This is a genomic window from Pseudomonas sp. (assembly GCF_049301935.1).
GTDB lineage: Bacteria > Pseudomonadota > Gammaproteobacteria > Pseudomonadales > Pseudomonadaceae > Aquipseudomonas.
On record NZ_JBAQLP010000081.1, the window covers coordinates 34940 to 59757 of the forward strand.

Annotated in this window: 21 protein-coding genes and 2 pseudogenes; 9 read left to right on the forward strand and 14 right to left on the reverse strand. The window is 61.8% G+C overall.

The annotated features are described in order from the left end of the window. The first annotated feature begins 113 nt into the window (after positions 1–113). A complete protein-coding gene (locus WA145_RS11570; protein WP_422581715.1) occupies positions 114–2339 on the forward strand; it encodes an LTA synthase family protein in 2226 nt (741 codons plus the stop codon). Positions 2340–2376: 37 nt separating this feature from the next. On the opposite strand, the gene WA145_RS11575 is transcribed toward WA145_RS11570, so the two are convergent. Continuing rightward, complete coding sequence (locus WA145_RS11575) at positions 2377–3099, reverse strand: substrate-binding periplasmic protein (RefSeq protein ID WP_422581716.1); 723 nt, start codon at positions 3097–3099, stop codon at positions 2377–2379. Between the two features lie 158 nt (positions 3100–3257). Here WA145_RS11575 and WA145_RS11580 point away from each other — a divergent pair. Continuing rightward, positions 3258–4214 (forward strand): annotated as a pseudogene (locus WA145_RS11580) (zinc-dependent alcohol dehydrogenase family protein); the annotation flags it as partial. Positions 4215–4309: 95 nt separating this feature from the next. Here WA145_RS11580 and WA145_RS11585 read toward each other — a convergent pair. Next, a complete protein-coding gene (locus tag WA145_RS11585) occupies positions 4310–5659 on the reverse strand; it encodes a DEAD/DEAH box helicase (protein ID WP_090248488.1) in 1350 nt (449 codons plus the stop codon). 253 nt (positions 5660–5912) lie between these two features. On the opposite strand from WA145_RS11585, the gene WA145_RS11590 reads away from it, so the two are divergent. Then, a complete protein-coding gene (locus WA145_RS11590) occupies positions 5913–6566 on the forward strand; it encodes a 7-cyano-7-deazaguanine/7-aminomethyl-7-deazaguanine transporter (protein ID WP_422581717.1) in 654 nt (217 codons plus the stop codon). 26 nt (positions 6567–6592) lie between these two features. Here the strand turns inward: WA145_RS11590 and rarD are convergent, their stop codons facing one another. The 3 genes and pseudogenes from rarD to WA145_RS11605 all read right to left on the reverse strand — a co-directional run. After that, complete coding sequence (gene rarD, locus WA145_RS11595) at positions 6593–7489, reverse strand: EamA family transporter RarD (protein ID WP_422581718.1); 897 nt, start codon at positions 7487–7489, stop codon at positions 6593–6595. A gap of 200 nt (positions 7490–7689) precedes the next feature. Further along, on the reverse strand, positions 7690–8289 hold the full coding sequence (locus WA145_RS11600; protein WP_422581719.1) for an FMN-dependent NADH-azoreductase: 600 nt from the start codon (positions 8287–8289) through the stop codon (positions 7690–7692). Positions 8290–8650: 361 nt separating this feature from the next. After that, a pseudogene (locus WA145_RS11605) lies at positions 8651–8755 on the reverse strand (3-phosphoglycerate kinase); the annotation flags it as partial. Between the two features lie 85 nt (positions 8756–8840). Between WA145_RS11605 and WA145_RS11610 the strand changes: the two are divergent. Genes WA145_RS11610 through WA145_RS11620 form a run of 3 tightly spaced genes read left to right on the forward strand, consistent with a single transcriptional unit; the run spans position 8841 to position 11160 of the window. Then, positions 8841–9767, forward strand: a complete 927-nt coding sequence (locus WA145_RS11610) for a LysR family transcriptional regulator (RefSeq protein ID WP_422581720.1) — start codon at positions 8841–8843, stop codon at positions 9765–9767. Positions 9768–9780: 13 nt separating this feature from the next. Then, the gene (locus WA145_RS11615) at positions 9781–10593 is read left to right on the forward strand and encodes an alpha/beta fold hydrolase (RefSeq protein ID WP_422581721.1); all 813 of its coding nucleotides are present in this window, start codon (positions 9781–9783) and stop codon (positions 10591–10593) included. Between the two features lie 12 nt (positions 10594–10605). After that, positions 10606–11160 (forward strand): peptidylprolyl isomerase, encoded by a 555-nt coding sequence (locus WA145_RS11620; RefSeq protein WP_422581722.1) that lies wholly within the window; start codon positions 10606–10608, stop codon positions 11158–11160. Between the two features lie 37 nt (positions 11161–11197). On the opposite strand, the gene WA145_RS11625 is transcribed toward WA145_RS11620, so the two are convergent. From WA145_RS11625 to WA145_RS11655, 7 genes are all read right to left on the reverse strand, one after another. Further along, positions 11198–11938 (reverse strand): MgtC/SapB family protein, encoded by a 741-nt coding sequence (locus tag WA145_RS11625; RefSeq protein WP_422581723.1) that lies wholly within the window; start codon positions 11936–11938, stop codon positions 11198–11200. A 72-nt stretch (positions 11939–12010) separates the two neighbouring features. Then, positions 12011–13132 (reverse strand): GNAT family N-acetyltransferase, encoded by a 1122-nt coding sequence (locus WA145_RS11630; protein ID WP_422581724.1) that lies wholly within the window; start codon positions 13130–13132, stop codon positions 12011–12013. Between the two features lie 278 nt (positions 13133–13410). Then, positions 13411–14742, reverse strand: coding sequence for an OprO/OprP family phosphate-selective porin (locus WA145_RS11635; protein ID WP_422581725.1), 1332 nt, complete (start codon positions 14740–14742; stop codon positions 13411–13413). A gap of 227 nt (positions 14743–14969) precedes the next feature. Further along, the gene (locus WA145_RS11640; protein ID WP_422581726.1) at positions 14970–15569 is read right to left on the reverse strand and encodes a DoxX family protein; all 600 of its coding nucleotides are present in this window, start codon (positions 15567–15569) and stop codon (positions 14970–14972) included. Between the two features lie 45 nt (positions 15570–15614). After that, complete coding sequence (locus tag WA145_RS11645; protein WP_422581727.1) at positions 15615–16322, reverse strand: DNA-binding domain-containing protein; 708 nt, start codon at positions 16320–16322, stop codon at positions 15615–15617. Beyond that, entirely contained in the window at positions 16319–17164 is an 846-nt protein-coding gene (locus WA145_RS11650) for a DUF692 domain-containing protein (protein WP_422581728.1), read from the reverse strand. Before WA145_RS11650 ends, WA145_RS11645 begins: the two co-directional genes overlap by 4 nt. A 22-nt stretch (positions 17165–17186) precedes the next feature. After that, positions 17187–17471: a hypothetical protein gene (locus tag WA145_RS11655; RefSeq protein WP_422581729.1), complete on the reverse strand. Its 285-nt coding sequence runs from the start codon at positions 17469–17471 to the stop codon at positions 17187–17189. A gap of 240 nt (positions 17472–17711) precedes the next feature. On the opposite strand from WA145_RS11655, the gene plsB reads away from it, so the two are divergent. After that, positions 17712–20195, forward strand: coding sequence for a glycerol-3-phosphate 1-O-acyltransferase PlsB (plsB, locus tag WA145_RS11660; protein WP_422581730.1), 2484 nt, complete (start codon positions 17712–17714; stop codon positions 20193–20195). 119 nt (positions 20196–20314) lie between these two features. Further along, positions 20315–20530, forward strand: a complete 216-nt coding sequence (locus tag WA145_RS11665; protein ID WP_422581731.1) for a hypothetical protein — start codon at positions 20315–20317, stop codon at positions 20528–20530. On the opposite strand, the gene WA145_RS11670 is transcribed toward WA145_RS11665, so the two are convergent. Together WA145_RS11670 and WA145_RS11675 are read right to left on the reverse strand one after the other, a co-directional pair. Beyond that, entirely contained in the window at positions 20527–21069 is a 543-nt protein-coding gene (locus WA145_RS11670; protein WP_422581732.1) for a PDC sensor domain-containing protein, read from the reverse strand. The two genes, WA145_RS11665 and WA145_RS11670, sit on opposite strands and share 4 nt — an antisense overlap. Before the next feature lie 128 nt (positions 21070–21197). Then, complete coding sequence (locus WA145_RS11675) at positions 21198–23759, reverse strand: bifunctional diguanylate cyclase/phosphodiesterase (RefSeq protein ID WP_422581733.1); 2562 nt, start codon at positions 23757–23759, stop codon at positions 21198–21200. Between the two features lie 181 nt (positions 23760–23940). Here WA145_RS11675 and WA145_RS11680 point away from each other — a divergent pair, with 181 nt between their 5' ends. Beyond that, positions 23941–24618, forward strand: coding sequence for a DUF4197 domain-containing protein (locus WA145_RS11680; protein WP_422581734.1), 678 nt, complete (start codon positions 23941–23943; stop codon positions 24616–24618). Positions 24619–24818: the final 200 nt, after the last annotated feature.

A 24818-nucleotide genomic window follows, 5' to 3' on the forward strand; every position in this document is an offset into this window, starting at 1 on the left:
ACCCTGCCCTCTGGCGCTTAGCACAACCTTGTTTCAGAATCATGTCAGCCCGCATCTTGCGGCTGTTTTGGCATTGCCACTGCTTAACGATGGCAATCGCCCCAGGAGTACCCGTGCGCGTTACCTGCAATTGGCTGCGACACCCTTCCAGCACCCTGCTTACCCTCGGTTTGTTATTACTCGTCCTGCCGTTGCTCAGCCGCTACACGCTAGGCTGGTCGCACGCCTATGGCTATCTGTCTGACCTGGCAATCGGCAGCTTGCTGGTGGTGCTTTTGCACCAACGCTCCTGGCTGCTGAGCATTGCCCTGCTGCTGGTCTGGTGCATCTTTACCCTGAGCACCGCCGAACTGGTCAATGCCGTGGGCCGCATGCCGGAACCGGCCGATCTGCAATACCTGGGTGATGCGCAGTTCGTCAGCCATTCGACTCAGGGCAGCGGCTTGAGCCAGCCCCTGTTAGCCCTGGCCATGGCCGTGCTGGTGGCGCTCTATCTGGCCCTGCGCAGCTGGCAGAAGCCGCGCCGCGCCGCGCCGCTTGCACGCACCTGGCTGCTGCTACCGCTGGCACTGTTTGCCGTGCACACGGCCGGCCAGCAACTCAAACCGAGCGAAGCGGACCAGTGGCTGCAATTCAACCTGCCGCACAAGCTGCTGGCAGAAAGCACCACTAGCGGCCAGCAACAGCTGGCCGACTGGCTGGCGGGGGATGAACCGAGCACTCCACCCGATATCAGCGCCTTGAACCAACTCGACCTGCATGGCACGCCGCTGCTCAAGCAGGCCGGCAGCGCCCGCAACGTGTTGATCATCACCCTCGAAGGCGTAACCGGCGCCTACCTGCAAGCCAGTCGCCAGGCCATCGGCAGCAGCTACGGGCAAGACCCCATGCCACGCCTGAGCCAATGGGCCGAGCGCGGCATGCTCACCACCGATTACGTGCTGCATGGCCACCAGACCATCCGCGGCCTCTACGCCATGCTCTGCGGCGATTACAACAAACTCGACTCGGGCACCCCGAAGGGCGTTGAACTGCTCAACAACCCGGCGCGCAGCGAACAGTGCCTGCCCGCGCAGCTACGCGAACGCGGCCTCAGCACGCATTTTCTGCAAGGTGCCGGGCTGCGCTTTATGGCCAAAGACCAGATCATGCCGCAGATGGGTTTCGACAAGACCCTCGGCCGCGACTGGTTCAAGAACAAACCCTATCTCGAATTCCCCTGGGGCATGGACGACAAGGCCTATTTCGAAGGCGCCCTGGGTTACGTCAAGCAACTGCGCAGCAAACGCCAACCCTGGATGCTGACCCTGCTGACCGTAGGCACCCACCAGCCCTACTCGGCCCCGCAGGACTACCTCGACCGCCACCCCAACGCCAAGCTGGCGGCGATTGCCTACCTGGATGACGCGGTTGCCGACTTCCTCAACGCCCTGGAAAAACAGGGGGTGATGAAAGACACCCTGGTGATTGTCACCTCGGATGAATCCCACGGCCTGGAAAACGTACGCCTGGCCTCGGCCTGGGGTTTCAACCTGCTGCTGGCACCCGAGCAGGCGCAGCTGCCGGCGCTCAAGCAAGGCGTGTATGGCCATGTTGACCTGACCGCGTCGGTGCTCGACTACTTCGCTTTCCCGGTGCCGGCCAATCTCGCCGGGCGCTCATTGCTGCGCGATTACGCCACGGGCCGCGAGATCATCTCCTACACCAACGGCCTGCTGCGCCGGCATGACGGCAACGGCACGCTGACCGAGTGCGATTTCCAGAATATCTGCCGGCGCTACGCCAGCCCGGGTTTTATTGCCGACAGCGCACGCTACCTGGGCCGTTTCAGCGGCAAACCGGCGCGCCTGATCAGCCAGCAAGCGGCCCTACTCGACCAATCGCTGAGTAACGGCGGCCAGACCGAGCAGCGCTACCAGTTCGCCAACCCGCAGCCCATCAAGCTCAAACCCCGCGTCAGTGATGACTGGGCAGACAACCTGGTGGGCGCGCAGTACCTGACCCTGGGCAAAGACACACAGACCACGGTAACCCTGAAAATCCGCGCCCTGCGCATGGATAAACAGGGCGCCGTGCTGCAATTGAAAACCAAGGAATACGACCGCGACGTCGACTTGGCGATCCCGCAGCTGCCGCTGCTGACCCGTGACAAGCCCGTCGAGGTCAGTTTTACCTTCGACAACCCGCAAGCGCGCAAGGCGTTCTCCTTCCATCTGCTAGGTCAGGGCCAGGGCGCTATTGAGATTGTCGATTTCAGCGTCAGCAGCGCGCCGCTGGAAACCCAGGCGAAACTACTGGCCGCACAGGAGAGCCTTGAGGAGATTGCCCCCACGCCTTGAGCCACTGTCACCCCAATGACAGTCAGTGCCTGGACAGTCAGTACATGGCGTAGCGGCGGCCGATGGTCCTGTACTCGCCGCTTTCGCGAATCGCCGCCAAGCCCTGATTGAAGCGTTCGCAATCAGCCTGCTGGCGGCAACCCAGCTTGTAGTCGGTTGGCGCAAAAATCGGATACAGGGCCAGCGGCTGGCTCACATCGACCTGGGCGTACACCTCGCGGTTGAAGTAACGCAGGATGCGCATATCCGTCACCACTACATCCACCCGGCCGCTGTAGAGCATGCGATTGCGGGCGATCTGGAAGGCTTCCTCGCGGTAGCGCGGGTTGTTTTCGGCCATGGCCTGGTACTCACTGCCCAAAAGAAAGCGCGCCCGTTGAAAGGCATTGACCGAGTAGCCCACCAGGTCACTGATGCGCTGGATATCCAGGTTGCGTGAACGCAAGGCCACCGCAACATTCTGGTAGCGGATATAGGCATCCGAATAAAAAATAGCGCCACCACTGCGCTCATTGGTGGTGGCAATGACGTCAAGCTGGCCCTTGCTCAGCATCAGGCTCAAGCGTTCCATGGGTGCGTAATACGCCACCGGCTCCATGCCGCCGCGTTGCGCGGCAGTCATCACGATATCGTGCTCCAGGCCGCGGGCTTGATTCTCGAAGATATATGGCGGTTTGTGCGTGCCAAAGCCGACGCGCAAGGCTTGCGCCGACACGCTCAGGCTGCACAACAACACACAACAGACCCACAACCATTTCATGGCCATAACCGAGTTGAACCAGCGCCCAGCATAGCCGGTAATCGCCCGACTCTGCATTGCCCTATCACTGAGATCGATTAATCCGAATTAGTCGCCCAGGCCGCGCACCCAGCTAGACTCCTTCCACCTGAGTCAGTCGTAGTCACTGGAGAACCTTCATGCTTAAAGCCGAATACCAACAACGCGGCCCGCAACCTCACGAGGTGATTGCCGCTGTAGCACTGCAACTGCCGGAGCCTGGCACCGGCCAGGTGCGCATCAAGGTGCTGGCCGCACCGATCAACCCGTCCGATGTGCTGACCCTCACCGGCGAGTACGGCATGCTGCCGCCATTGCCAGCCATCGGTGGCAACGAAGGCGTCGGCCGCGTGGAAGCGCTGGGCGCCGAGGTCGGCAACCTGAAAGTCGGCCAGATGGTGCTATTGCCGGTGGGCTGCGGTACCTGGGTCAGCCATTTGAACGCACCGGCCAATAAACTTATTCCCCTGCCGGAAGCCGACCCGCAGCAACTGGCGATGCTCACGGTCAACCCGCCGACCGCCTCCTTGATGCTCAGCCAGTTCGTCGAGCTCAAGCCCGGTGACTGGGTGATCCAGAACGCCGCCAACTCAGGCGTCGGCAGTTACCTGATCCAGCTGGCCAAGCTGCGCGGCTTCAAGACCATCAACGTGGTGCGCCGCGAGTCGGCTGTGGCGGGCGTCGAGGCCGAAGGCGGTGACGTGGTGCTGGTCGATGGCCCGGACCTGGCCAAGCGCGTGCGCGCAGCCACTGGCGGTGCCGACGTGCGCCTGGGTATCGATGCGGTCGGCGGCGAGGCCACCGATCACCTGGCCGCCAGCCTCTGCGAGGGCGGCGTGCTGGTTAACTACGGCATGATGAGCCGCCAGCCGTGCCAGGTGTCGCCGGCCTCCTTCGTGTTTCGCGACGTCAGCCTGCGCGGTTTCTGGCTGGCCAAGTGGTTCCAGAACGCCAGCCAGGCCGAGCAGATGAAAGTGTTTGGCGAGCTGGTGCAACTGATCGCCAGCGGCAAACTGCACACCCGCGTGGCCGCCACCTACGACGTCAGCGAGATCAAGCAGGCCGTGGCTGCCGCCGCCCATGGCGAGCGTGACGGCAAGATTCTGATCGTGCCGAAGAAAACCCAGAAACGACGATGGCGGGTTAGCTATCAAGCCAACCCGCCATCGTTAACGTTGTACCGCGACCAATGTTACTCGGCCGCTGGCGTACGGCGCTTCAGCGGCGCCAGGCCGTCCTGGCTGACCAATACCGGCGCATCGGGTTTCGGCCGGTTGATGGTGTTGCGCTTCGGCGCCTTGGCGGCCGGCTTTTTCGTGGCGAGCTTCTTGCCGGTTTTCGGGTCAATCTTTTTCTTCTTCGGGCCAACCGCTTTGCCGGACGCCTTGAGGTTTTTCGGGCCCTGGTAGATGCCCTTGAGGTCCTTGATATTACGGCGCTCGAAACGCTGCTTGAGGTAGCGTTCGATGCTCGACATCAGCGCCCAGTCGTTATGGCAGATCAGCGAAATCGCCAGACCTTCGGCGCCGGCACGACCGGTGCGACCGATGCGGTGCACGTATTCGTCGCCGGAGCGCGGCATATCGAAGTTGATCACCAGATCCAGGCCGTCAACATCCAGGCCACGGGCTGCCACATCGGTGGCCACCAGAATCTTTACCGCGCCCTGTTTGAGGCGGTCGATGGCCAGCTTACGATCCTTCTGATCCTTCTCACCGTGCAAGACAAAGGTCTTGAAGTCGTGGGCGACCAACTTGCCATACAGGCGATCAGCCTGAACCCGGGTATTGGTAAAGATGATCGCCTTGTCGTAGGTCTCGTTCTTCAGCAACCACTCGACCAGGCGCTCTTTGTGGTGGTTGTGGTCAGCGGTGATGATCTGCTGACGCGTGCCTTCATTGAGCTGACTGACGCGGTTGAGCTGCAGGTGCTCAGGCTCTTTCAGCACCTTGCCGACCACTTCACGCAGGGCCGCACCGCCACTGGTGGCGGAAAACAGCAGGGTCTGGCGGTCGGCGTTGCACAGCTCGCCGAGGCGTTGCACGTCTTCGGCAAAGCCCATGTCGAGCATGCGGTCGGCTTCATCGAGCACCAGCACCTCGACTTCATCGAGCAGCAGGTTGCCAGCGTTGGCGTGTTCGATCAGGCGGCCCGGTGTGCCGATCAAAATATCCACCTTGCGCAGCATGGCGGCCTGTACCTTGAAGTCTTCACCACCGGTGATCAACCCGCCCTTGAGGAAGGTGAACTGAGCGAAACGCTCGACTTCCTTGAGGGTCTGCTGGGCCAGCTCGCGGGTCGGCAGCAGAATCATCGCGCGCACGCTCATACGCGGCTGGGAAGCGCCATCGCCGAGCAGACGGTTGAGCATCGGCAGCACAAACGCCGCTGTCTTGCCGCTGCCGGTTTGCGCGGTAACCCGCAAGTCTTTTCCTTGCAGCGCCAGCGGTATGGCCGCCAACTGCACCGGGGTGGGCTCGACAAATTTAAGCTCGGCCACGGCTTTGAGCAGGCGTTCATGCAGGGCGAATTGGGAAAACACGGGTATACCTCGACAAAAAATCAGCAATACAGCGGCATAGATTACCGGTTCTGCCGGCTAAAAGCCCGAACGGCCTGGCCAACGGCGTCTGTAGCCTAGCTCGCGGCCCTGCAACAGGATGCTAGAACGACACGGATCGCCGCATCCGGTCAGGCCACTACGCAAGCGCCGCAACACGTCGGTAGAATGCGCGCCGCCATTCAATTCCGGATGGCATGGGTTCCCTAACCCCATTCAGCAAAAAGGTCCTGTTATGCCGCTGATTTCTTCGCAGCGCCGGCGCATGGCGCTCGGCGCGCTGGTGCTGTTCCATATTCTGATCATCATCGCCAGCAACTACCTGGTGCAGCTGCCGATCACCCTGTTCAGCTGGCACACCACCTGGGGCGCGTTCAGCTTCCCGTTTATCTTCCTGGCCACCGACCTGACCGTGCGCCTGCTCGGCAAACGCACGGCGCGCCGGGTGATCGCCCGGGTGATGCTGCCGGCGCTGCTGATTTCCTACATCGTCTCGGTGTTGTTTCAGGAAGCCAGCTACCGTGGCTTCGGCGCACTGTTGCAATTCAATGAATTCGTGCTGCGCATCTCCATCGCCAGCTTCCTCGCTTACGTACTGGGGCAGATCCTCGATATCCAGGTATTCGACCGCCTGCGCCAGCTGTCGTTGTGGTGGGTCGCGCCAACCGTGTCGACCATCTTCGGCAACCTGCTGGACACCTACGCGTTCTTTTCGGTGGCCTTCTGGAACAGCAGCAACCCGTTTATGGCCGAGCACTGGATGGAAATCGCCACGGTCGATTACGGGGTCAAGCTGGCGGTAAGTCTGCTGCTGTTCGTGCCGCTCTACGGCATGCTGCTCAATGCCATCCTGCGCATGCTGGCCGGGCGCGCTCAGGCAACCGCCTGAAGTCGAACAAGACAAGGGGAAGGCGCCTATACCCCTTGGCGCGCCTGCTTGATCAGCAGCCGTGCGCTGTCCCAGCCGACCAGCAGCACCGCCAGCCAGATCGGCAGATAAGTCAGCCATTGCGCACTGTTGAACTGCTCACCGAGAAACACTAGCGCCACCAGAAACAGCAGCACCGGCTCGACATAACTGAGAATGCCGAACAGCCCCATCGGCAGCAGGCGACTGGCGGCCATCATCGCGGCAAACGCCAGGGCGCTAAGCAGCGCCAGCCCCGGCAGTAACCACCACAGCTGCGGCGCCTGGGTAAACAGCTGCGGCGGGCTCCACTGCAGCACCAGCCAGATCGCCACCGGCGCCATAAACAGCATCTCGAGGGCAAAGCCGGACAAGGCATCCAGGCGCATCCAGCGGCGCAGCATAAAATACGGCGGGTAGCCCAGCACCGTGACCATCACCACCCAGGAGAACGCCTGGGTCAGCCACAGCTCATGGGCCACGCCCAGCAAGGCGCAGAACACCGCCAGGCGCTGCAACGGCCGCAAGCGCTCGCCATAGAACACCCGCCCGGCCAGCACCATGGCCAGCGGCAAGAGGAAATAACCCAGCGAAACTTCCAGCATGCGCCCGGCCAGCGGCGCCCAGACAAACAGCGCCCACTGAATCCCCATCAGCAGCGCCGCCAGTGGCAGACTGGCGAGCAGCCACGGCTCGCGCCGCACACGGTCGCAGGCGGCGAGCAGCACCGGCCATTGCCGCGACAGGGTGATCAGCAGTAACACCGCCGGTATCGACCAGAGCACCCGCTGGGCAAACACCTGCAAACCATCCAGTGGCGCCAGCAGCCGCACATAGCCCGGCACCACGGCAAACAGCACCGAAGCGATAATCGACAGCGCCACACCGCGCCCAGACAGTTGCATCACACCACCCTGCTCAATCAGCCCCAGATATCTTGCCTGGCTTGTAGTTAAGACCACAGCCACAAAGCGACACAGCTAGGCACTTAAACAGCCGTACAGCGCAAAAATGCAGAACATAAAAAAGCCCGCACTGGATCAACAGCGCGGGCAGAGACGTCCAGGAGCAGCGGACGCCAGGAGAGCAGGATGCAGCGAGAAAGTCAGATGGCCTGGGCCAATTGCGCCTTGGCCTGGCTCAGGCCCTTTTCCATAAACTCGCCGCCCAGGTTGAGGCCTTCGGCGTGGATAAAGCTGACATCGTGGATGCCAACAAAGGCCAGCGCCTGACGCAGGTAGGGTTCCTGATGATCCTGAGTGCCGCCGGCGTAGATGCCGCCACGGGCGGTCAGGACAAAGGCGCGCTTGCCGCTGAGCAGGCCTTGCGGGCCGGTTTCGGTGTATTTGAAGGTGACCCCGGCGCGCAGCACATGGTCGAGCCAGGCCTTCAGGGTGCTGGGAATGGCGAAGTTGTACATCGGCGCCGCCAGCACCAGCACATCGGCGGCCAGCAGCTCGTCGGTCAGCAGGTTGGACAGCGCCAGCGCCGCCTGCTCGGCCTCACTCTGCTGCTCGGCCGGGGTCATCCAGCCGCCCAGCAGGTTGGCGTCCAGGTGCGGCACCTGATCAACCGCAAGGTCACGCACCTTGATCTGATCTGCCGGATTGGCGGCCGACCAGTTGGCGATAAATTGCGCCGTCAGCTGACGCGAAACCGAACCTTGCTGACGGGCGCTGCTTTCAATTACCAGAACGTTTGCCATGTTATTTGCTCCACCGAAGGGTTGTTGAACGTCGATGGGCAAAGAATAGAAGCGCACATTCCGATTAAAAAGCGCAAATATCTGCGCCAAACAATCTAATAATTTGATTTATAGCCAGCCCGCGCTTAGTCTCTGGGCTGTTGGGTAACTACGACAGCTCACAGGTCAGCTTGACCCGTAACCTGATAATGCTGCGGCTGAACTTCACCGCCAGGTTGCTGCTTTCCCCGGCGGGCAGACTGATTTTGCGGGTGCGCGGCGCTTCCGGGCCGTTGCGGAATATCGCCGTGCAGTGGGCGTCGCTGCGGCCATAGTTGTACAGCTGTATGGCGCCCATGTTGTGGTCGATTTCTTGAGGAGTGGCCGAGACTTCAGCGCCATTGAGCTGTTTCTCCACCTCGATTGGGTAGGCCAGCACCGTCAGCGGCAAGCAGGCCAGCAGCGCACAACAGAACTTTTTCATCAGGGCAGTCTCCGGCAAAAGACGGCCAGTTTAGGTTGATTACGTCGGCATTTGCACCCCGGAACTTGAGCGAGCACAGGAACTGAATATGAAAGCACCCCGCGTCACCCTCGACCAATGGCGCACCCTGCAGGCGGTGGTCGATCACGGCGGCTTTGCCCAGGCCGCCGAGGTGCTGCACCGTTCGCAATCCTCGGTCAGCTACACCGTGGCGCGGATGCAGGAGCAGCTGGGCGTGCCGCTGCTGCGTATCGACGGGCGCAAGGCGGTACTCACCGAAGCGGGTGACGTGCTGCTGCGCCGCTCGCGGCAATTGGTCAAACAGGCCAGCCAGCTGGAAGACCTGGCGCACCATATGGAACAGGGTTGGGAAGCCGAAGTGCGCCTGGTGGTCGATGCCGCCTACCCCAACGCCCGTCTGGTGCGCGCGCTCACCGCGTTTATGCCGCAAAGCCGCGGCTGCCGCGTGCGCCTGCGTGAGGAAGTGCTGTCCGGGGTGGAGGAAGTGCTCAAGGACGGCAGCGCCGACCTGGCCATCAGCGCGCTGAATATTCCCGGCTTTCTTGGCGCGGAAATGAGCACCGTGGAATTTGTCGCCGTGGCACACCCCGAACACCCACTGCAGCGCCTGCAGCGGGTGGTGACCTTTCAGGATCTGGAAACCCAGATGCAGGTGGTGATTCGTGACTCCGGCCGCCAGCAGCCGCGCGATGTCGGCTGGCTCGGCGCAGAGCAGCGCTGGACGGTCGGCAGCCTGGCCACCGCCGCCACCTTTGTCAGCCACGGCCTGGGCTTTGCCTGGTTGCCGCGCCACCTGATCGAGCGCGAGCTCAAGGACGGCCTACTCAAAGCCCTGCCGCTGGATCAGGGCGGCAGCCGCAATCCGCTGTTTTACCTGTACTCGAACAAGGACAAGCCCCTGGGCCCGGCCACACAGATTCTCGTCGAGCTGATCCAGCGCTTCGATGCCGCCCCTTTAAATGCAGCCTTTGCTGCGCCCCTGCCCTCGGCTTGAGAGGAATATATAGATGTCTTATTTCGACAACGATGGCTGTCAGCTGCATTACGAAGACTACGGCCACGGCGCGCCGGTGCTGCTGGTGCATGGCCTGGGCTCGAGCACCCGCGACTGGGAATACCAGATTCCCGAACTGGCCGCCCACTACCGGGTGATCGCCCTCGATGTGCGTGGCCACGGCCGCTCGGACAAACCCCGCGAGCGCTATAGCATTCAGGGTTTTGCCGAGGATGTGGCGGCGTTGATCGAGCATCTGCAACTGCCACAGGTGCATCTGGTCGGCATTTCCATGGGCGGCATGATCGGCTTTCAGCTGGGTGTGGATCGCCCCGAACTGCTCAAAAGCCTGTGTATCGTCAACAGCGGCCCGGAAGTGAAGGCGAAAAGCCCGCGCGACTATCTCGAGATTGGCAAACGCTGGAGCCTGTCGCGCCTGCTCAGCCTCGATAGCATTGCCAAGGGCCTCGGCCGCTTGCTGTTCCCCAAACCAGAGCAGGAAGAGCTGCGGCAGAAAATCCTGACGCGCTGGCCGCAGAACGACAAGCGTGCGTACCTGGCCAGCCTGGATGCGATTATCGGTTGGGGCGTGCGGGAACGCCTGGCGCGGATCAGCTGTCCGACCCTGGTGGTCACCGCCGACCGCGATTACACCCCGGTGGCGCAGAAGCAGGCCTATGTTGATGAAATGCCCAATGCGCGCCTGCTGGTGATCGAAGATTCGCGTCACGCCACACCGCTGGACCAACCCGCACACTTCAACAGCAGCCTGCTGGCCTTCCTTGCCGAAGTCGAACAGGCCGCCCCCACTGCCACGCCACAATAAGGACTACCCCGCATGTTCAAGACCCTTACCCTCGCCGCCTGCTCCATCCTGTTTGCCGGCAGCCTGCTGGCCGCCGAAAACCCGAAAGTGCTGCTGACCACCAGCCTCGGTGACATCGAGATCGAACTGGATGCCGAGAAGGCGCCGGTCAGCACCGCCAACTTCCTTGCCTACGTCGATAGCGGCTACTACGCCGGCACCCAGTTCCACCGGGTGATTCCGGGCTTTATGGTGCAAGGCGGCGGCTTCGATGCCGACATGCAGCAAAAAGATACCCAGGCACCGATCAAGAACGAAGCCGACAACGGCCTGCACAACGTGCGCGGCACCCTGGCCATGGCCCGTACCCAGGTACGCGACTCCGCCACCAGCCAGTTCTTTATCAACCACAAGGACAACGCCTTCCTCGATCACGGCTCGCGTGATTTCGGCTACGCCGTGTTCGGCAAGGTGGTCAAGGGCATGGAGGTGGTCGACAAGATCGCCCAGGTACCGACCGCCAACCGTGGTGGCCATCAGAATGTGCCGCGCGAGCCGGTGCTGATCACTGCCGCCAAGCGTCTGTAACCCTGCTCAACTGGCTGGGCAGCCTGCTGCCCAGCCATCAGTTGCGCGCATGGGCCAGGTGAAACTTCGCCACCCCTTCCAGCTGCGCCAGCTCATCGGCCATATCGCTGAGCCGCGCACTCTTCTGCCCGTCCACCGCCACCGCAACAAAGCGCCACTCCAGCTGGCCCTGCTCGAAACTCACACTGAACGAGCCGCCGGCAATCACGTAGCCGCGCTCGCGGGCGATCTCACGCAAACGCGCCTCATGCGGGCGGACAAAACCGGGGGCAAAGCGCAGCACTATGGCAATCGCTGGGCACGATGGCAGGCGCGCCTCGAGCTTGGCACCCCACATCATCAAGCCGGCGGAAATCAGGCTGAGCAGCACCGCCGCGCCATAGAAGCCGACGCCCACCAGCACGCCAATCGCCGAAGAGGCCCAGATCGACGCCGCCGTGGTCAGGCCGCTGATGCTCATGCCGTCCTTCATGATCAGCCCGGCGCCAAGAAAACCGATGCCGGTCACCACGCCCTGAATCACCCGTGTCGGGTCGACGCTAGCCAATGAGTGATCACCCAGCCAGTACTGCGGGTACACGCACAACACCGTCAGTGCGCAGGAGGCCATGCAGACCATGCCATAGGTGCGCATGCCCGCCGCCCGGCCATGGTAGGAGCGCTCATAACCGACCAGCAGGCCGAGCAGCAGCGCGCCGAGCATATTCAGAAACAGAGTCAGATTGACCGCCACGCCCGGCAGCAGCCAGAACTTATCGACCAGGGCAAATGCACTCACAACACACCTCGCGCAGCAGCGAATATGCTCTGAGCGTAGTTGTCGCCCTACGAAACTGCGCGAATGGCCGCGCTACTGGCGGTACGGCAGCAGCTCGCGGGCCTGTTCGGCATAGCCGCGTACGCCGTGCTGTTCTTCGGCGAGGAAGTTCGCCACCGCGCCACGCAAGCCGGGGTGGCAGAGGTAGTGCCAGGAGTGGGTAATCACCGGTTCGAAGCCGCGAATCAGCTTGTGCTCGCCTTGGGCGCCGGCGTCGAAACGTTGCAGTCCAGCGGCGATGGCATGGTCCATGCCCTGATAGAAACAGGTCTCGAAGTGCAGCCGGTCGAACTCCGCCAGACACCCCCAGTAGCGCCCGTACAGGCTGTCGCCGCCGACCAGGCTAAAGGCCATGGCCACCGGCCTGCCGGCTTGATGGGCGAGCACCACGCGGATCATCGCCGGCATGCGTTCGGCCAGCAGGCTGAAGAAGGTGCGCGTCAGGTAGGGTGACTGGCCGCGCACCCGGTAGGTGTTGGCGTAACACAGGTAGACGAAATCCCACTCCAGCTCGCTAAGCTGATGGCCCTCACGCCAATCAAACGCGATGCCCTGCCCCGCCACCTGTTCGCGCTCCTTACGCATCTGCTTGCGCTTGCGCGAACTGAGCGCGTCGAGAAAGTCCTGAAAGTCCCGATAGCCACGGTTGCGCCAATGAAACTGACAGCCCAGGCGCTGCAACCAGCCGTCACGGCCCTGCAGCAGGGCATTTTCGGCCTCGCGGGTGAAGTTGATATGCAGGCTCGACAGCCCCTGCTGTTCCAGGCCGGCGCTTAGCTCATCGAGTAACTGCCCGGCCGCCAGCGGGTCACCCAGCAGACGCTGACCCGTTACCGGCGAGAAGGGAATCGCACCGAGCAGCTTGGGGTAATAGTCGATGCCGGCGCGGTGGCAGGCATCCGCCCAGCCATGGTCGAACACGTACTCGCCATAGGAATGGCTTTTTACATAGCCCGGCATGGCCGCCAGCAGTTGGCCCTGCGCGCCCCGCAACGCGGCGTGAGCCGGCTGCCAGCCACTGCGCCCGCCGACGCTGCCACTGTCCTCCAGGGCCGAGAGAAAAGCGTGGCGCAAGAACGGCTGCGCATCCGTCAACAGGGCATCCCACTGACTGGCGGCAATTTCATGGATGGAGTTCAGTTGGTTCAGCAACATCGACGGCTCGGTAAGGCAGGCAAGGCTGCACTATATATAGCCGCTTGCCTTGGCGCTGCCATGGTTTTACTGACGGGCCGTTAAAACCCTGGGGCGACTCACCTGCCCCCGGCCCGGACGGCCGGCAATCCTCCGTCCGCTTGTAACGCTCAACATGCCCTCAGTGAGGGCTGAGCGCAGATGCCCAGCAGATGCTTCCTGACACAAAAGCGCAGACGAAAAAAAGCCCCGCACCGGGCGGGGCTCAAAGATAGGAGCAGCGGTTAAACGCTATTGCCTTAGAACACGTACTGCGCGCGGAGGCTGATGGCATCGCCGTCATCATCGCCATTGGCGTTGGCAATATCATCGGCACTGGCTTTCAGGTAGTTGGCAGAAATCTTGACGGCTTCGTTGACATACCAGTTCACGCCCAGGGTATGCACCTTGGCACCGGCCTCAATGCTGTCCACGGTCAGCCCAGCCAGCGCACCGGCAGGCAGCCGAGGGGTTTCATCGACGGTGATATTGTCGTAGCGGTAGAAGACCTCCCAAGCACCCAGCTGCTTATCGTTTGGCTTGATCTTGTCAAACTTGCCGCCATCGATCTTGTAACCGCGCGACTCGCCCGTCAGGGTGTAGGCCAGCTGGACGTTGTAGCCGGACGCTTCGAGGTCCTTGTCGTTACCGTTGAGCGCCTCGGAACCGTCTGCAGTGCGGCTCAGGTACTCACCCTGAACGGAGAATGGGCCCATCATGTACGCGGCTTCCAGGCCATAGGCACTGTCATCGCCGTCCAAGAAGGCATCCCCGTAGGTGCCGCGATTACCGTTTACACTGTCTTCGGTAGTGCCGCGTACGGACAGACGTGAACGAATGCGCTCGCGGTAACCTTCTTCTACGTCACGCGTGGCGTAGTTGAGGCCGAAGTGAAGCACCTGATCCGCTTCGACGATCGGTGCAAACACACCGCGCATAACGAAAGCATGGTTGTTCTCGCCGTCTTCGTTTTGGAAGAACTCGTTGTCATCACCGAGGTTCTGACGGTAGGCACCGATTTCCCCGTGGAATACGTCACCCAGGGTTGTGCGCAAACGCACGCCTTCACCATTCATATGGTCGTTGACCCAGGACGCAAGGTCATAGATGGCCGAGCGCTCGATGGCCGTGATCCACTTAGAGCTGACAGCCTCTTCTAGACCGAAAGTCGGATCCATCCGGCCAATGGTCAGCGTTACAGGCTTGAAGCCGGTGTAGGAGATGGATGCTTCATCCCAATCATCATCGCTGCCGCTGTCGCCGAAGTTACGATTGAAGGTGTATTCCCAATCTTGATAAGCAACACCGGAGATTTCCAGGCGAGCACGGCGCAGGTAGGTTTCGTCCGCCCGATTACCGTTTGCGGTATAGAAACCATCAAAGCTATCGGCATCTACCTGCAGACGGCCGCCAATTTTGAAGGAGAAGGCCTTGTCGGTTGTCCCAACTTCCAGGCCGCCCTTGGTCTTGACCACGATGTCGGCGCCGTCAGTGGTGACGGTGCCAGCGAAAGCCTGGGCGGAAACGGCCAGGGCCAGAGCGCTGGTGGCGAAGCCGGCCATGACTCCACGAAAGCTGTGCTTACGGATCATCGAAGATTCCTCTAAATGGACTTTAAGTGTTGAAAACACCCGAGCGCTGGAGGCTCGTTCGTGCTGGAGGGAATCTTGGCGGCGGGATATTTCAGCGCGGTTGCTGATATATAAAGATTTGATTACAGCGGAACTTTTTACTTCCTTTGCCTATAAGCAGCGAAATCACTTCAGCCCGCTGCTGTGCCAGCGGCCCAGCGCCCTTGCGGCGACGGGCCAGATTCGGCTCAAGGCTGCTTGCGCAATGCCTTGCTCAGCCAGTAATCCAGGCTTAACCAGCGCCCGGCGCCGCTGAAAAACAGCGCCACCAGCATCACCAGATAGGTGGCGGCAAACTCGATGCCGTTGTTCAACACCACCAGCTTGCCGCTGCTGGTCAGCCAGTCGTAATTGCCGTGTTGTTTGAGCAGCTCGCGGGCGCGCTCCAGCTTGTCCACCGATTCCAGCACCCGCTCATTGGCGAACGGCGCGCTGGCATCGGCAATCGCCTGCCAGCCGTAGGGCAGGTGCACGGCGAAAATTGCCACCAGCATGGTGACGATCAGCGGCAGGCTGATCCAGCGCACCGCCAGGCCGAACAACAGCAGCAGCGCGCCACCCGCCTCGGTGAGCGTTGCGGCCCAAGCCAGCAGCTCTGGGAATGGCAATCCCAGGCCCCAATCCGGGTTACCGAACCAGGCGGCGGTAGCCTCGATATCCGCCAGTTTGTGCATACCGGCCATCCAGAACACCGGCACCAGATACAGGCGCAGCAATAACGGCCCGAGAAAATCCAGGCGACGACTAGCATCCAGGGCGTCCTGGAGACGATTGAAAAAACTCAGCATGGGACATCTCCACAGGTCGGCTCTGGCGGTGCCGGAGTCAGGTGATTAATCGTATGGGGGTTGCCAGATGCCCTGGCTTTGCCACTCACTCAGCAGGTTTTGGGCGTTATTGAAATAGGCGCTGTCGGCTGTCAGGCCATGCTGCTGGGCCAGCGCCAGCAGGGCCGGCTCGGCAGCCTCACCGGCCTGCAGGCGCGCCGCCAGCTGGTAGGCAAAGGGGCTTATTTGCATAAAGCGCACCTTGTCCTGCCCATCGCGCCAGACCAGCAGGCAGGTCGCCGTCGCAGGTGGCTCGACTGGCTGGTAATCCACCCCGATCTGTTGCACCGGCCACTGATAAGCCAGCGGCCAGGCCAATGGCGACCAGCCCTGCTCAGGCAGTTCGGCTTCGCTGACATCCAGCGCCAGCTCGACCCATTCGTAATGCGCCAGTTCCAGGATAAACGGCGGATCGCCCGCCTCGGCGACGTAGCCCTGCTGCAACCAGGCAAGAAACTCCTGGCTGATTTCGAGGAAGTACGGACTGACGCAACGCTGCTCGGCGATAAAACTGCGCACCAGGCGCTGCCAGCGACTGGCCTCAATCAGCCGGTGCAGCACCGGAAAGGCGCCGCTGACAAAGCCTTCGATATTGTTGAAGAACAGCGTTTCATACACCGCCATACGTTCGGCGCTGATGCCGTCGAGCAGCGGCTGCTGCGCCGGTTGGCGGATACGCGCGGCAAAGGCGCGTTGCGCCTCAACGCCACTCATGTGCCGTAGCCTCTAATAAGCGCAGCCGCAGCCGCTTGCAGCTGACGAATCTGCGCCACCTCGGCAACCAGCTCGGCAATCGGCGGGAAGTTGAAATCGCGCTCCAGCAAGGTCGGGCGCACGCCATGCACGGCATAGGCCTGCGCAAGCAAAGCCCAGACCGGGTCGATCACGGGCGCACCGTGGCTGTCGATCTTCAGATCACTGGCCTGGTCGTAATGCCCGGCCACATGCAGATAAGCGATGCGCGCACTGGGCATGGCGGCGATATAGGCGGCCGCATCAAAGTTGAAATTACAGCTGTTGACGAAGACGTTATTCACGTCCAGCAACAACTGGCAGTCGGCGCGCTCCAGCACCGCGCAGACAAACGCCGCCTCATCCAGCTCGCCTGGCAACTGCGCATAGGCCGAGACATTCTCGATAATCAGCGGACGATCCAGCACGTCCTGCACGATGCGCACGCGCTCGGCGATACGCAGCAGCGATTCTTCGGAAAACGGCAGCGGCATCAGGTCATACAGCTGGCCGTGATCGGCACAGGCCGACAGGTGTTCGCTGTAACCGCGCACGCCATGCAGATCGAGAAAGCCCTTGATGGCCTTGAGCAGCTCGATATCCAGCGGGGCAAAACCACCGAGGTTGAGGGACAGACCATGGCAGAGCAGCGGCAAGCGCTCACTCAGGGCACGCAACTGCTTACCCAAACGCCCGCCGACACCGATCCAGTTCTCCGGCGCCACTTCGAGGAAATCCACCGCGCCTGTGCTGCAGTCCTGCAGCGCGCCGAGCAGACCGCGACGCAGGCCTAGCCCGGCACCGGTAACGAACTCCATCTGCATGCTCTGCCCCTGCACTCAGCAATTACTCGGCTTTGTTCTCGGCGCCGCACTTGCCTTCACCGCATTTGCCCTCGCCTTCAGCCTTGGCTTCGCCACCGCACTTGCCTTCACCTTCGGCTTTGTTCATCTCGCCGCCACACTTGCCTTCACCACAGCTGCCTTCGGCAGATTTCTCGCCCGCCGCCAGGCTATAACCGCTGCTTAGCTCCTGCGCCGCGAAAGGGTTGCTGGCGGCCTGTACGGTGAAGGCTGCGCTGCTCAGCAGTACCGCGCCCAGGGATGCAACAACAGTGTTCAGGTGGTTCATGGCAACGCTCCAAATGGCATTTCAAGATTGGCAGCCTATTGGCTACCTCGGACTAATAGACGGGCCCCGCAACGAAGCGTTACAGCATCGCCTAAATTTATCCGGCCGGCCCGCTGTCATCAGAACCGATTGGCCGGGTTACCGGCTAACGCATTTCTTACAAGATTTTGCTGCCGAGCGGTCGATCCGTCACACTACGCCCCCCGAGCAAATGCTCGTTTTCAAGCCTGCAGACTCCGTATGACCCGATCCCCGCTCCGCCGTCTCGTTTTTGGCACCCTGCGCCGCGTGCTGTACCTCTGGGTGCGCTCGGAAACCATCAACCAATCGGCCTTTACCCTCAAGCTCGACCGCAGCAAACCGGTGTTTTACGTGCTGCAGCAGCCGTCGCTGAGCGATCTGGCGGTGGTCGATAGCGAGTGCCGCAAGGCCGGCCTGCCGCGTCCGATTATGCCGGTGGCGGTGGGTGAGCTGCTGGAGCCCGCGGCCTTCTTTTACCTGACGCCTGAGCCCGATTGGCTCGGCAGGCAGGACAAACGCGGCATCTCGCCGACCCTGCAACGCCTGGTCAGCGCGCTGAGCCAACATGCGGTGGACGATGCGCAGATCATTCCGGTCAGCGTGTTCTGGGGCCAGTCGCCGGACCGTGAAACCAGCCCATGGAAACTGTTGTTCGCCGACAGCTGGGCGGTGACCGGGCGTCTGCGCCGGCTGGTGAGCATCCTGATCCTGGGCCGCAAGACCCGCGTGCAGTTCTCCACACCGATTCATCTGCGCGAGCTGGTCGAGCAGGACAAAGGCCACGAGCGCACCCTGCGCATGGTCCAGCGCATCCTGCGGGTGCACTTTCGCAACCAGAAGGCCGCCGTGATCGGCCCGGACGTGTCGCACCGACGCAATCTGGTCAAAGGCCTGATCCACGGCCCGCAGGTGCGCCAAGCGATCATCGAGCAAGCCGAGCGCGACAATATCAGCCTGGAGAAGGCCGAAAGCCAGGCCCTGCGCTATGGCAACGAGATCGCCTCGGACTACACCTACACCGCGATTCGCTTCCTCGAACTGGTGCTGAGCTGGTTCTGGAACAAGATCTACGACGGCATCAAGGTCAACCATATCGAGGGCGTGCAGGAAGTCGCCCAGGGCCATGAGGTGATCTATGTGCCCTGCCACCGCAGCCATATCGACTACCTGCTGCTGTCCTACCTGCTGTTTCGCAACGGCCTGACCCCGCCGCATATCGCCGCCGGGATCAACCTGAATATGCCGCTGATCGGCGGCTTACTACGCCGCGGCGGCGCGTTCTTTATGCGCCGTACCTTCAAGGGCAACCCGCTCTATACCGCCGTGTTCAACGAATACCTGCATACCCTGTTCAGCAAGGGCTTCCCGGTCGAGTACTTCGTCGAAGGCGGGCGCTCGCGCACCGGGCGCATGCTGCAGCCGAAAACCGGCATGCTGGCCATCACCATGCGCAGCTTTTTGCGCAGCAACCGCCTGCCGGTGGTGTTCGTACCGGTGTATATCGGCTACGAGCGGGTGCTGGAAGGCCGCACTTATTTGGGCGAGCTGCGCGGCGCGAGCAAGAAGAAGGAGTCGATCTTCGACATCTTCAAGGTCATCGGCGCGCTCAAGCAGCGCTTTGGCCATGTCTGGGTCAATTTTGGCGAGCCGATCAAACTGGCGGAATTTCTCGATAGCGAGCAGCCCGACTGGCGCGAGCAGGATTACGGCACGCAGTTCCGCCCGGCCTGGCTCAATGCAGCCACCCACAACCTTGGCGAACGCGTGGCCCAGCACCTCAACGAGGCGGCGGCGATCAACCCGGTCAACCTGGTGGCCCTGGCGCTGCTCTCCACCAGCAAGCTGGCCCTGGATGACCGCGCCCTGGCGCGGGTGCTCGACCTCTACCTGGCCCTGCTGCGCAGCGTGCCCTACTCGCCGCACACCACCCTGCCGGATGGCAACGGCCAGGCGCTGATCGAATACGTGCAGAAGATGGACCTGCTCGCCGAACAGAAGGACGCGCTCGGCAAGATTCTCTATCTGGACGAGCACAACGCCGTTCTGATGACTTATTACCGCAACAACGTGCTGCACATCTTCGCCCTGCCGGCGCTGCTGGCGAGCTTCTTCCAGAGCAGTTCACGAATGAGCCGCGAGCAGCTCCTGCGCTACACCCGCGCGCTCTACCCCTACCTGCAGTCCGAGCTGTTTATCCGCTGGAGCCTCGACGAGCTGGATGACGTGGTCGATCAATGGCTGGCGGCCTTTGTCGAGCAGGGCCTGCTCACGCTTGATGGCGACATGTATGTGCGCCCGGCGCCCAGCTCGCGCGAATTCGTCCTGCTGACCCTGCTGGCCCGCGCCATCGTGCAAACCCTGCAACGCTTCTATATGGCCACCGCCCTGCTGCTCAACGCCGGGCAGAACGCCATCAGCGCCGAAGAGCTGGAAGACCTGTGCACCGTGATGGCCCAGCGCCTGTCGATCCTGCATGGCCTTAACGCCCCGGAGTTCTTCGACAAGAGCCTGTTCCGCCACTTTATCCAGAGCCTGCTCGACCAGGGCGTGCTGCGTCAGGATGAAGCCGGCAAACTCAGCCATCATCCGCTGCTCAACGAACTGGCCGAGGGCGCCGCCAAGCGCGTGCTGCCGGCGGAGCTGCGCCTGTCGATTCGCCAGGTGGCCATGGATAGAAACGAGGCTGTCGCCGAGCCGGTGTAGAGCCACTCGCGTAGGGCGGACATGCCGCAGGCTTGTCCGCCCTACGTGCAGATCACCCACGAACCCGACCAGGCCACAGTCTCTGTAGATCCCCCAGAATCGACTACAACCGCACCCCCATGAACCCAGCCAACGATAAAACCAGTAAACCGTCGCGTGCCGAATTCCACCAGGCCAACCAGGCCCGCGCCGAAGCCGAAGCCCTGCGCCTGCTCGCCGCCAGGGTTGAACTCGGCGCACGCTGGCTGAGTTGGGTAGCGGCGGAACTCTATGCCCTCAAACCCGCCGCCTACGCACAGATGGTGCGCCGTGAGTTGCAGCGGCTAAACGGCTAGCCGCGACTCAACCCAGTCAAGCGTGACGACATCTCGGTAATCGCCGCCGCCAATTGGCTGTTCTCCTGACGCGGCTGTTCGGCGCACCCGGCCAGGGTGCTGCTCAGGGCACCCAGTTGCGCGGCTTCGGTTTGTAGAGGGTCGGTTTCCTCGGCGATGCGCTGGAGCATGCTGCTGCCCTTAGCCCCGGTTATACCCGGAAAATGCAGCACGTTGCCGACCTGATCGAGGGCGAAGGCGTAGCCATCGGTGACCTTGCCCTGCTCGGTGAGAAAGCGCACCCAATCGTCCAGCAGCAAGTCCAGGGTGGCGACCCCGGCAAAGCGTCCCTCAACCTGGTAAGGCATGCTACAGGTGATCATCGGCACGCCAGTCACCGCATCCTGATAGGCCTCCGACCACAGGCACTGGCCGGCCTTGCTGCTGCGCGCGCCACTGTACCAGGCATCGTTGTGATAACCGGGGCCGTCGGCGGCATTGTAATCATCGGAATAGGTCAGGCGGCCATCCGCCGGTTCTCCCTGCGGAGTCACTGTCACCGCGAGCAATACCTATGGGGGCGTGGTGCTGATCTGGGCAGGAGACACCTGCTCAAGGCGTCCTGAGGCTGTAGACGAGATAAGCGCGCCCCGTTCAGCGCCCACCCCATAGAATCGCTAACGAAACGTTAGGCCGACAACATAAGGCGCAGTGCCACTGGATCCATCGGCCGCGAGAGGAAATAGCCCTGTACCTCCTCGCAATCGAAATCACTCAGCACATCGAGTTGCATCTGCGACTCCACGCCTTCAGCGGTCACCGTCAGCGATAGCGCGCGACCGAGCCCGATGATCGCCTTGATAATTGCCTGACTGTCCTGCGAATTGCTTAGATCGGTCATAAAACTACGATCGATCTTCAGTCCATCGAAGGGGAAATTGCGCAGATAACTCAAGGAGGAATAACCCGTACCAAAGTCGTCCATCGACAGCCGCACCCCGATACGTTTGAGCTCTAGCATCAACGCCAAGGCGCATGGCGCATCCTCCAGCATGACGCTCTCGGTGAGTTCCAGCTCCAACCTGCCTGGCGGCAGACCGCTTTCTTCAAGGGCGCTTTGTACCCGCGCCAACAGATGGCCACGGCGGAACTCCACCGGTGACAGGTTGACCGAGACAATCAGCTCCTCACTCCAGCTCATGGCTTCCATGCAGGCGGTGCGCAGCACCCAGGAACTCAGCGGAATTATCAAGCCGGTACTTTCGGCAATGCCAATGAAGCTGTCCGGGGCCAACAACCCCCGTTGCGGGTGCTGCCAACGCACCAAGGCTTCGGCCGCGACCATGCGCTGACTGCTGACACTGTAGCGCGGCTGCAACTGCAGGCGCAGCTCATCGCGCCTCAAGGCCTGGCGCAGGTCGTTCTCCAGTTTGCGCCGCTCAAGCATTCGCTCATTCATATCGCTGGCATAGAAACACCACGTATTACGCCCCGCCTCCTTAGCTTCATACAGGGCGATATCGGCGTAACGCAATAACTCCTCAGCCTGTGAGGCATCCGCCGGGGCCATGGCCACACCGATGCTGGCGCCAATAAAGATACTGTTATTGCCGATCTCGAAGGGCTGCTCAATGCTGGCAATCAGCCGCTCGCAGAGCCGTTCAACCTCTTCCTGGGTGGAGATGCCAGTGACAAGCAAAATAAACTCATCACCGCCCAGGCGGGCTACCAGATCGCCCTCACGCAATATCAAGCGCAAGCGTTTCGAGACTTCGTTCAATACCTGATCGCCGGTCTCATGGCCAAACGAGTCGTTGACCGGTTTGAAGCGGTCCAGATCAATGCTCAGCATCACCAGCGGTTTATCGATGGTCGACAGCCCCTTGAGTTTGCCCTCGAGAAACTCCTGCATGCGGTTGCGATTGGGTAACCCGGTGAGCGCATCATGCAACGAAAGATGCTCAATGCGCGCCCGCGCCTGCACCTCTTCGGTGATATCACTGACCGTACCGCGATAGCCTCCAGTGGCCGCGGCGACAGCACGCAGAGACAAGCGACAAGTACGCTGGTTGCCGTCGGCCGCCTGGTACTGGCATTGCAAACCGTCCTTGACTGATGCACGGCCAGTGCGCTTTTCCAGCCAGTTGCGCAAACCACCCGCACACTGCATCAGGTCGCTCAGCGGGCGGCCCAACCAGGCGCTTGCGGAATATCCGGTGACCGTCTGAAAACGCGCCGATAGATAGCTCAAGCGCAACTCGCTGTCGGTCTCCCAAATCCAATCCGATGCCGACTCAGCGACATCGCGAAAGCGCGCTTCACTGGCGGCCAACGCCAGTTGACTGGCATACAACGAGCTATAACTGGCATCCATCTGGCGCGCGGCGGCGATGGCCCGGCGCTGGATCAGCCAGGTGATCAAGGCGACTATCACTGCGGCCAAGGCCAACAGCGGCAGAATCAGATAGAGCAATTGATCACCCGGCCGAGCCGGGCTCCAACGCAACCACAGCGGCTCACCACTCAGGGTGGCTACGGCGAAGGTCGAACGATCTGCTCTGGCGTCGGCCGCACTGGCTACCTGCAGGTTCTCGATACCGAAGTCCATGCCCAGCGCGGCGAGCTTTTGCGGGCCAAGCAGATCGATGAACAGCAGCACCGAGGTGTCCCCCGGCACGGGCTCGATCAGCGGATCACCACCCGGCGTGAAACCAGCTGCGGCCACCAGCGCCGGCTGACCGGCCACCTGCACAAAGCCCACCAGCGGTTCTTCGTCTTCGGCTTGTGCGCGGGCCTGGTCGAGCAGCGCATCAATGTTCTGCTTGAGCCAGTGCTGTGCGTCGATGACCACCAGCTGCCCCTCAACCACCGCATAAGTGGTACGACCGGCCGGGTCGACGACAAACAGCCCCTCGTAGGCGAAATCCGGAAACAGGCTGGGGCCCAGGTTTTGCCGCGTATAGGCCCATTGATGATCGACCTGAACGTGCAGGTTGCGATAGGCCTCGCCCCAGAATGCATAGTCGCTGATCGTCGCCAGGATCGACTTCTGCCGGATCTGGCTGGCCTTCTGCACATAGAACAGCGCTTGTTCCGCCGCACGGGTATTTTGCTGTACGGCAATCTGTACCAGCGCCGCGCTGGCGATGACGAATAGCGCCAACAGCAGGGCTGAAATTAACAGCAGCGTCCTCCGGGAGCTGGCAATGGCGTTTAGCGGACGGTGTGGCTCAACTACGGTTACCATCATCTGCCCTCAACTAGACCGGCTTGCAATGTGATAGGGGCCAGAGCCCTTTAATGCCCAAGCTTAACAGCAACCAGCGTGCTGGCGCTTTGCCATATACAGAAACGCCCTAAGGTCGTTGTCCTTGCGCGCCCCAACCGTTCCATTACGCTTGCTGCAGACCTACACCCTAAGGAGTCCCACCATGTCCCGCATCGCCGCCTTCACCGCCGCACTGGTGCTGTCCAGCAGCGCCTTCGCCCTGTCGCTGGCCGACCTCTCGCAGAGCGACGCCAGCGGCGGCCTCAAGGACGCTCTCACCCAAGGCGCCAAAGTGGCCGTGCAGCAACTGGGCAGACCCGGCGGTTTCAGCAACAACCCGAATGTGCGTATCGAACTGCCAGGCAACCTCGGCAAAGCGGCAAAAACCATGAAGATGATGGGCATGGGCGCGCAGGTCGAACAGCTCGAAGCCAGCATGAACCAAGCCGCCGAAGCCGCCGTGCCGCAAGCCCAGGCGCTGCTGGTGGACTCGGTGAAGAAGATGACCGTGCAGGACGCCAAAAGCATCCTTGCCGGCCCGCAGGACTCCGCCACCCAATACCTGAACAAGACCAGCCGCGAACAGATCCGCGCCAGGTTCCTGCCCATCGTCAAGCAAGCCACCGATCAGGTCGGCCTGGCCCAGCAATACAACAGCTTCGCCGGCCAAGCCGCGAGCTTCGGGGTGATCGACGCGAAAAGCGCGAATATCGAGAACTATGTAACCGAGCAGGCGCTGGACGGCCTGTTTGCCATGATCGCCGAGCAGGAAGCCAGCATCCGTGAAAATCCGGCGGGCGCGGCGACCAGTTTGGCGAAGAAGGTGTTTGGCGCGTTGTAACAACAACGCCAGCAACTGATATCAGTTGCTCAACCCATCCTACAAATCAAGAGCCCACTCGCTGCGCCGCCGAACCAATCCGCTGGTGCCAGGACAAACGCCCCATCAGCGCAGCGAGTCAACCAGTAGCCGGGACGCTGCAAAAGCGGCGCATACAAAGCCCCACAAAAACAGCCCAGCTCGCGGCCATGGGCCGCTGC

Coding starts and splice junctions, on each gene's coding strand:
- WA145_RS11575 (WP_422581716.1), bottom strand. CDS start 3,099: ATGAAATGGTTGTGGGTCTGTTGTGTGTTGTTGTGCAGCCTGAGCGTG.
- WA145_RS11590 (WP_422581717.1), top strand. CDS start 5,913: ATGCCGCTGATTTCTTCGCAGCGCCGGCGCATGGCGCTCGGCGCGCTG.
- rarD (WP_422581718.1), bottom strand. CDS start 7,489: ATGCAACTGTCTGGGCGCGGTGTGGCGCTGTCGATTATCGCTTCGGTG.
- WA145_RS11600 (WP_422581719.1), bottom strand. CDS start 8,289: ATGGCAAACGTTCTGGTAATTGAAAGCAGCGCCCGTCAGCAAGGTTCG.
- WA145_RS11610 (WP_422581720.1), top strand. CDS start 8,841: ATGAAAGCACCCCGCGTCACCCTCGACCAATGGCGCACCCTGCAGGCG.
- WA145_RS11615 (WP_422581721.1), top strand. CDS start 9,781: ATGTCTTATTTCGACAACGATGGCTGTCAGCTGCATTACGAAGACTAC.
- WA145_RS11620 (WP_422581722.1), top strand. CDS start 10,606: ATGTTCAAGACCCTTACCCTCGCCGCCTGCTCCATCCTGTTTGCCGGC.
- WA145_RS11630 (WP_422581724.1), bottom strand. CDS start 13,132: ATGTTGCTGAACCAACTGAACTCCATCCATGAAATTGCCGCCAGTCAG.
- WA145_RS11635 (WP_422581725.1), bottom strand. CDS start 14,742: ATGATCCGTAAGCACAGCTTTCGTGGAGTCATGGCCGGCTTCGCCACC.
- WA145_RS11640 (WP_422581726.1), bottom strand. CDS start 15,569: ATGCTGAGTTTTTTCAATCGTCTCCAGGACGCCCTGGATGCTAGTCGT.
- WA145_RS11645 (WP_422581727.1), bottom strand. CDS start 16,322: ATGAGTGGCGTTGAGGCGCAACGCGCCTTTGCCGCGCGTATCCGCCAA.
- WA145_RS11650 (WP_422581728.1), bottom strand. CDS start 17,164: ATGCAGATGGAGTTCGTTACCGGTGCCGGGCTAGGCCTGCGTCGCGGT.
- WA145_RS11655 (WP_422581729.1), bottom strand. CDS start 17,471: ATGAACCACCTGAACACTGTTGTTGCATCCCTGGGCGCGGTACTGCTG.
- plsB (WP_422581730.1), top strand. CDS start 17,712: ATGACCCGATCCCCGCTCCGCCGTCTCGTTTTTGGCACCCTGCGCCGC.
- WA145_RS11665 (WP_422581731.1), top strand. CDS start 20,315: ATGAACCCAGCCAACGATAAAACCAGTAAACCGTCGCGTGCCGAATTC.
- WA145_RS11675 (WP_422581733.1), bottom strand. CDS start 23,759: ATGATGGTAACCGTAGTTGAGCCACACCGTCCGCTAAACGCCATTGCC.
- WA145_RS11680 (WP_422581734.1), top strand. CDS start 23,941: ATGTCCCGCATCGCCGCCTTCACCGCCGCACTGGTGCTGTCCAGCAGC.